A 7422-nucleotide genomic window follows, 5' to 3' on the forward strand; every position below is an offset into this window, starting at 1 on the left:
TAACCTGCCTGATAAGTCACGGTGAAGGAGAAAGTCCGTTTTCAGCTGCCGTTAGGATCGGGTGTGCTGGGCGCCTGTAAAAAGCAGGCGCAGCCGCAAGCCTGAAGAGGCTTCCGGCAGGCTTGGAAAATTAAGGGATTTGGCAGGCGGGGGGTGACATGGGAAGCGGGGACAAGCGCAAATCGCGCAGAGTTCAGTTTATTAACGCTACAGACTGTCGATGTGCCGATAGTCCAGATTCAGCGCCAGCGCCAGCTGTGCTGCTCGCCCGAGTGTGATCGGACCGCGCTCGATATCCACCAGCAGCCCCGGGCAATCGAGCGCTGGCAAACCGGCAATATCCTTGAGCCGGCCATCGGTGATCACCAGCAGACGCTGTCGTTCGGCGGGGTAACGCTGGCGTCGCGCCTGCAGCCACTGCCCCGCTTCAGAGAGCGCCGCCAGCAACGGCGTGCCGCCGCCGGCGCCGAGTTGCGCCAGCCATCCGGTCAAGCCTTTGGCGGCCTTCAAGCCCTGCACTTGCCAGGTGGGCGACTGCCCGCTGGCCGTGAGTAACGCCATGCGTGCGCGTTGGCGGTAGGCATCGTCGAACAGCTGCGCGAGCAGGCCTTTGGCGTCGGTCAACGCACCATGGCGCCGCGTGGAGGCCGAGGCATCGACGATCACCAGCCACAACTCGTGGGCCGCGCGGGTGCGCAGGTGGTAGCGCAGATCCTCACGGCCGTGCGGCCGCCCGCCGAGCAAGGTGCCCGGCCAGTTGATCGTGCCGTGTTTTGCACTGCGCGCCTTGCCGTGCCTGCCTTTTTCCAGTCGCCCCGCCTTGGGCCGGGCATCCGCCCCCGCGTCAGGACGAGGGCGAATGCCTAAGGCTTTTTTGGCCAGGCAGGTACTTCCCGGCGTGCGCCCGTGGGCAAGGCTGGCGCGGGCATATCGCCCCACTGGCCCTGGCCGGGTGAAGAATCGGAAGGTTTGGGCGCCTGGCCTTGATTGGGCGGGCTCGCCGGTGGGGATTGCTCTTGCCGCCGATGGCGCAAGGCAAATTCGGCCACGGCTTCGATGTCTTGCTCGGCGATGGCGGTGGCGCCACGCCAGGCGGCATGGGCGCGTGCGCCGCGCAACCACACCAGGTCCGCGCGCAAGCCATCGACACCGGCGGCGAAACAGCGCTCGGTGATCTGCGCCAGGGCCTGGTCATCCAGCTCGATGCTGTCGAGCCGCGCCCGCGCCTGGGTGCAGCGCTCACGCAAGGCGCCTTGCTGCTCGGCCCACTGGGCGCAGAATGCGGCGGGGTCGCTGTCGAAATCCAGGCGCCGACGAATGATTTGCCCACGCTCGGCGGGCAGGGTTTGCCCGCTCAACGCCACGTTGAAGCCAAAACGGTCGAGCAGTTGCGGGCGCAACTCGCCCTCCTCCGGGTTCATGGTGCCGATCAGCACGAAGCGCGCTGAATGGCGATGCGAGATGCCATCGCGCTCGATCAGGTTGGTGCCGCTGGCGGCGACGTCCAGCAGCAGGTCCACCAGGTGATCGGCGAGCAAATTGACTTCATCGACGTACAGCACGCCGCCATCGGCCTTGGCCAGTACGCCAGGGGAAAACTGCGCGCGGCCTTCGCCCAATGCGGCGTCCAGGTCCAGCGTGCCGACCAGGCGTTCTTCGGTGGCGCCCAACGGCAGGGTGACGAACTGGCCGCTGGCGAGCAGGTCGGCCAGACCACGCGCCAGGGTCGACTTGGCCATGCCGCGCGGGCCTTCGATCAGCACGCCGCCGATTTTCGGGTCGATGGCGGTGAGGCACAGCGCCAGTTTCAGTTCATCGGCGCCGACCACGGCGGACAGCGGGAAATGTGGAATGTCGGTCATGCATGTTCTCGTTAAATTCTGCGGCACAGGCAATCCCCTGAGGTGGCCGGGCTGGTCGTGTCTACCGCTCGTTGTGGCGAGCGGGCTTGTTGTGGCGAGCGGGCTTGCCCCGCGTTGGGCTGCGAAGCAGCCCTAATACAAACAACGCGGTTTTCCTGAAAGAGCCGGGTGTGCGGTCTTGGGGCCGCTTCGCGACCCAACGCGGGGCAAGCCCGCTCGCCACAACCAACCCGCTTGCCACACGTCTGCTTGCCACAACAATTCTGCTCGCCACGACAGTCGGTGGTCGTACGCTAGCTGTCTTCTTCTATGTCCAGCAACAGGTTTTCCAACGCCTCGCGGTATGCGCCGGGCTCTTGCCACAGGCCGCGTTGCTGGGCTTCGAGCATGCGTTCGGTCATGTCGCGCAAAGCGTCAGGGTTGTGCTGCTGCACGAAGGCTCGGGTGTCAGCGTCAAGCAGGTAAGCGTCGGCAAGCAACGCGTATTGGTGATCATCGATCAGCGCCGTGGTGGCATCGAAGGCGAACAGGTTGTCCACCGTCGCGGCCATTTCGAACGCGCCTTTATAGCCATGGCGCTTCACGCCTTCGATCCACTTGGGGTTGGCGGCGCGGGCACGGATCACCCGGTTCAGCTCTTCCTTCAAGGTGCGGATCTTCGGCAAGTCCGGCTGGCTGTGGTCGCCATGGTAACTGGCGGCCTTGTCACCGCTCAGGGTTTCCACGGCGGCGAGCATGCCACCCTGGAATTGGTAGTAGTCATTGGAATCGAGCAGGTCGTGCTCGCGGTTGTCCTGGTTTTGCAGGACCGCCTGCACCTGGCTCAGGCGCTGGGCGAACTGTTCGCGGGCGGCGGTGCCTTCATCGGAACCACCGTAGGCGTAGCCGCCCCAGTTCAAGTAGACCTCGGCCAAATCCTCGCGGCTCTGCCACAGCCGCGCGTCAATCGCACCTTGGACGCCAGCGCCATAAGCCCCCGGCTTGGCGCCGAAGATGCGCCAGCCGGCTTGTTTTGCAGCGGCGTTCTCATCCAGGCCGGCGCTGAGCAGTGCCTCACGTTCGCTGCGCACCTTGGCCGCCAGCGGGTTCATGTCATCCGGCTCATCCAGCGCCGCCACCGCCTGCACCGCGGCGTCGAACAGGCGGATCAGGTTGGCGAAGGCATCACGGAAGAACCCGGACACGCGCAGCGTTACGTCAACGCGCGGACGGTCCAGCAGGCTGATCGGCAGGATTTCAAAGTCATCCACGCGCTGGCTGCCCGTGGCCCAGACCGGGCGCACGCCCATCAGCGCCATGGCCTGGGCGATATCGTCGCCGCCGGTGCGCATGGTCGCGGTGCCCCATACCGACAGGCCAAGTTGGCGCAGATGATCGCCGTGGTCCTGCAGGTGCCGTTCAAGGATCAGGTTGGCGGACTGGAAGCCGATGCGCCAGGCCGTGGTGGTGGGCAGGTTGCGCACATCCACGCTGAAAAAATTGCGCCCGGTGGGCAACACGTCCAAGCGTCCACGGCTCGGCGCGCCGCTGGGGCCGGCCGGTACGAAGCGACCGCTCAAGGCATCCAGCAAGCCGCGCATTTCCGCCGGCCCGCAGGCATCCAGGCGTGGCGCGACGACAATGCGCAGGCTCTCGATGACCGACTTCACGTCTTCCCAGCCGGGCTCTTCAAGCTGCTCAAGCGGCCCTTCCAGTGCTTGCTCGATCAAACGCGCGGCGTACAACTCCAGGCGCTCGCGGGTATCACCGGCGGTGCGCCACAGCTGCTGATCGATCTTTTGCAAGACCTCGGGTCGGCGCCCGGTCCAGGGCTCGGCCAGGGCGCAATCGAGCGGGTCAAAACCCAGCTCGAAGGCCTTGGCCAACACGCGCAACAAACTCGATTGCGGGCCACGGCCATCGCCGCGCGGGATGCGCAGCAGGGCCAACAAGGTGTCGATGCGCAAGGGGCCGTCGGGCGACTCGCCAAAGATATGCAGGCCGTCGCGGATCTGCGACTCCTTCAAGTCACACAGGTAGGTGTCCAGGCGCGGCAGCCAGACCGCTGCATCGGCGTCGTTATCCAGCTCAAGTTCCTGGTCGATACGGGTTTCGCGCACCAGCTTGAGGATGTCTTTTTGCAGCTCGAGGGCGCGGCGCGGGTCGAGCAATTGCGCCTCGTAGTACTCGTCCGCCAACAGCTCAAGGTTGCGCAACGGGCCGTAGGTTTCGGCGCGGGTCAGCGGCGGCATCAGGTGGTCGATGATCACCGCCTGGGTGCGGCGCTTGGCCTGGGCGCCCTCGCCCGGGTCGTTGACGATAAACGGGTAGATGTTCGGCAGCGGCCCCAGCAGCGCATCGGGCCAGCAATTTTCCGACAGCCCCACGCCTTTACCCGGCAGCCATTCGAGGTTGCCGTGCTTGCCGACGTGGATCACGCCGTGGGCGCCGTAGGTGTGGCGCAACCAGAAGTAAAACGCCAGGTAGCCGTGCGGCGGCACCAGGTCCGGGTCGTGGTACACCGCGCTGTGGTCGACCTGATAGCCGCGTGCGGGCTGGATGCCGACGAAGGTCTGGCCCAGGCGCAGGCCGGCGATCATCATGCGCCCGTCGCGGCACATCGGGTCGTTGTGCGGCGTGCCCCAGCGCTCCATGACCGCTTGGCGATTGGCCTCGGGCAAGCGCTTGAACATTGCCTCGTAGTCGTCCAGGCCCAGGCTTTGATGGCACGGGCGCAGGTCGAGGCTGTCGAGGTCATTGGTGATGCCGCCGAGCAGTTCATGGATCAGCGCGGTGCCGCTGGCGGGCAACTCACTCGGCACCGGGTAACCTTCGGCGTGCAGCGCGCGCAGGATGTTCAGTGCTGCTGCCGGCGTGTCCAGCCCCACGCCATTGCCGATGCGGCCGTCGCGTGTCGGGTAGTTGGCGAGGATCAGCGCAATACGCTTTTGCGCGTTCGGCACCCGCGCCAATTCGACCCAACGCCGCGCCAGCTCGGCGACAAAATCCATGCGCTCGGGCGCGGCGCGGTAGCACACCACGTCGGACTGGCTGCGCTCGCTGCGCCAGGCCAGGTCCTTGAAGCTGATCGGCCGGCTGATGATGCGCCCGTCCAGCTCCGGCAAGGCGATGTGCATGGCCAGGTCGCGCGGGCCGAGGCCTTGTTCGCTGGCCTCCCAGCCGGGCTGGTTGTCTTGCGCGCATATCGCCTGGATCACCGGGATGTTGCGACGAAACGGGCGCAGGTGCGGCGCTTCGGGGCTGGATTGGGCAAAGCCGGTGGTATTCAGAATCACCGCCGCCTGCACTTCATCCAGCAAGTCCTCGACCACTTCAAGGCAGCCGGGCTCTTTCAAACTGGCCACCGCCATCGGCAACGGGTTGAGGCCCGCCGCCTGCAGACGCTGGCAGAACACGTCGATAAAACCGGTATTGGCCGCCTGCAAATGCGAGCGGTAGAACAGCACCGCCGCCACCGGAAAATCGGCCTGCCAGTCCGCCAGCCAATCATTGAGGCGAGCGTTGGCTTTGTGCGGGTGATAAATCGCGGTGCGCGGCAGGGTTTGCGGCTCGGCCCAGGCGTAGTCGCGGCCCAGGTAGCTGCTCGCCAGGCAGCGATAGAAATCCAGCGCATTGCCCAGGCCGCCCTGGCGCAGGAAGTGCCAGAGCCGATCGCGCGCTTGAGCGCCTACCGTGCTCAAGCCGCTGAGTTCCGGGTCTGGGCGATCATCGCCCGGCACCAGAATCAACTGCACGCCGCGCTCGGCCAGCTCCACCAGGCGTTCGATGCCGTAGCGCCAATAACCGATGCCGCCGTGCAGCGAAATCAGGATGACCTTGGCGTGGCGCAGCACCTCATCGACGTACAGGTCGACCGAGGCATGGTTTTGCACCTGCATCGGGTTGGCCAGGCGAACGCTGGGGTAGTCGTCGGGCAACTGCTGAGCCGCTTCGGCCAGCAGCGCCAGACTGGAATCGCCGCTGCACAGGATCACCAGTTCAGCGGGGGTTTGGCCTAAGTCGGCAATATTGTCGTCCGAGACGAAACCACCGGGCTGGGTCCTGAGCAGGTGCATGGGTTAAACGCTGAGGGCGGCGCGCAGTTGCGCTTCGAGGCCCGCCGCATCCAGTTCCTGGCCAATCAGCACCAGGCGCGTGATGCGCGCTTCGTCGGCGCCCCAGGCGCGGTCGAAGTGTTTGTCAAAACGCGTGCCCACGCCCTGAATCAACAGGCGCATCGGCTTGTTCGGGATTGCCGCAAAACCTTTGACGCGCAGGATGCCGTGTTGCACCACCAACTGGGTCAGGGCGTCGAGCAGCAGCGCTTCGTCGGCTTGCGGCAGGTCGATGGAGATGGAGTCGAAGGCGTCGTGATCGTGGTCATGGTCGTCTTCACCGTCGTGGTGCTGATCGTGGTGACTGTGGCGGCCGTCGATGTGCTCTTCGGAGCCGGCGCCCAGGCCAATCAGCACGTCCAGTGGCAGGCGACCGCTGCTGGCTTCGACGATTTTCACCGCGGGCGGCAGCTCTTCGGCGACTTCCAGGCGCACGCGGGCGAGGTCTTCAGGGCTGATCAGGTCGGACTTGTTGAGGATCACCAGGTCGGCGCTGGCCAGTTGGTCGGCGAACAGCTCGTGCAGTGGCGACTCGTGGTCCAGGTTCGGGTCGAGTTTGCGCTGGGCGTCGACCTGGTCCGGGAACGCGGCGAAGGTGCCGGCGGCCACGGCCGGGCTGTCGACCACGGTGATCACGGCGTCAACCGTGCAGGCGCTGCGGATTTCCGGCCACTGGAAGGCCTGCACCAGCGGTTTTGGCAGGGCCAGGCCTGAGGTTTCGATGAGGATGTGGTCGAGGTCGCCGCGACGGGCGACCAGTTCGCGCATGACCGGGAAGAATTCTTCCTGCACGGTGCAGCACAGGCAGCCGTTGGCCAGTTCGTAGACGCGGCCGTTGGCTTCTTCTTCGGTGCAACCGATGGAGCACTGTTTGAGGATTTCACCGTCGATGCCCAACTCGCCGAACTCGTTGACGATCAAGGCGATGCGACGGCCCTGGGCGTTGTCGAGCATGTGGCGCAGCAAGGTGGTTTTGCCCGAGCCGAGAAAGCCGGTAACGATGGTGACGGGGAGTTTGGCCAGTGTTTTCATCGGATGCCCTTTGGGGCGGGCATACGGGACGATAGGCCCTGCGGCGGCGCGCAGGAGCGGATTTCGTCACCGGATCACCCCGCCCGGTTGAAGTAGAAAATCGGTTACGAGGCAGGTCTCCTGGCTTGGGGCTTGCGGGTCTTGCGACCGGCGCTGGCTGCGCCTTCCCGCCTTGGTTAAGGGCAGTGGCGTGGCAGTCAGTTGAACCCTTTACAGTTGCGGGGGCAGCCGCGGCTTGGACCGCGTTCCCTTCTTAGCTTCGGCGTGGGCCGAAGAACCTCGAGGGTGCCAAGGCTACGCAGTGCGTGGGGGATGGTCAATGATGGGGTTGGGTGGATGGTTGGGTGGTGTGCATATCCGTTGCTGCGGTGAGGGCGGCTATGGGTTCCGCTCTTACAGCGGGTCACTTTTGAAAAGAGCCCAAAAGTAACCAA

The 7422-nt window shown here is 65.3% G+C and carries 4 protein-coding genes and 1 riboswitch; all 4 genes read right to left on the bottom strand.

Annotated features, from left to right (window positions below; genetic code table 11):
* Positions 1-207: 207 nt before the first annotated feature.
* Complete coding sequence (locus FPT15_RS22155; protein WP_145164675.1) at positions 208-810, bottom strand: VWA domain-containing protein; 603 nt, start codon at positions 808-810, stop codon at positions 208-210.
* 53 nt (positions 811-863) lie between these two features.
* Positions 864-1862 (bottom strand): ATP-binding protein, encoded by a 999-nt coding sequence (locus FPT15_RS22160; protein ID WP_145164667.1) that lies wholly within the window; start codon positions 1860-1862, stop codon positions 864-866.
* Positions 1863-2155: 293 nt separating this feature from the next.
* Positions 2156-5917, bottom strand: coding sequence for a cobaltochelatase subunit CobN (gene cobN / locus FPT15_RS22165; RefSeq protein ID WP_145164669.1), 3762 nt, complete (start codon positions 5915-5917; stop codon positions 2156-2158).
* A gap of 3 nt (positions 5918-5920) precedes the next feature.
* The gene (cobW, locus tag FPT15_RS22170; RefSeq protein WP_145164671.1) at positions 5921-6988 is read right to left on the bottom strand and encodes a cobalamin biosynthesis protein CobW; all 1068 of its coding nucleotides are present in this window, start codon (positions 6986-6988) and stop codon (positions 5921-5923) included.
* Positions 6989-7080: 92 nt separating this feature from the next.
* A riboswitch (cobalamin riboswitch) is annotated at positions 7081-7285 on the bottom strand.
* Positions 7286-7422 lie beyond the last annotated feature (137 nt).

Origin of the sequence: Pseudomonas sp. RGB, from assembly GCF_007713445.1 — a bacterium.
Taxonomy (GTDB): domain Bacteria; phylum Pseudomonadota; class Gammaproteobacteria; order Pseudomonadales; family Pseudomonadaceae; genus Aquipseudomonas.

Excerpts from the sequence above, each read along its gene's own strand:
- cobN (WP_145164669.1), bottom strand. The coding sequence starts at position 5,917 with ATGCACCTGCTCAGGACCCAGCCCGGTGGTTTCGTCTCGGACGACAAT.
- FPT15_RS22160 (WP_145164667.1), bottom strand. The coding sequence starts at position 1,862 with ATGACCGACATTCCACATTTCCCGCTGTCCGCCGTGGTCGGCGCCGAT.
- cobW (WP_145164671.1), bottom strand. The coding sequence starts at position 6,988 with ATGAAAACACTGGCCAAACTCCCCGTCACCATCGTTACCGGCTTTCTC.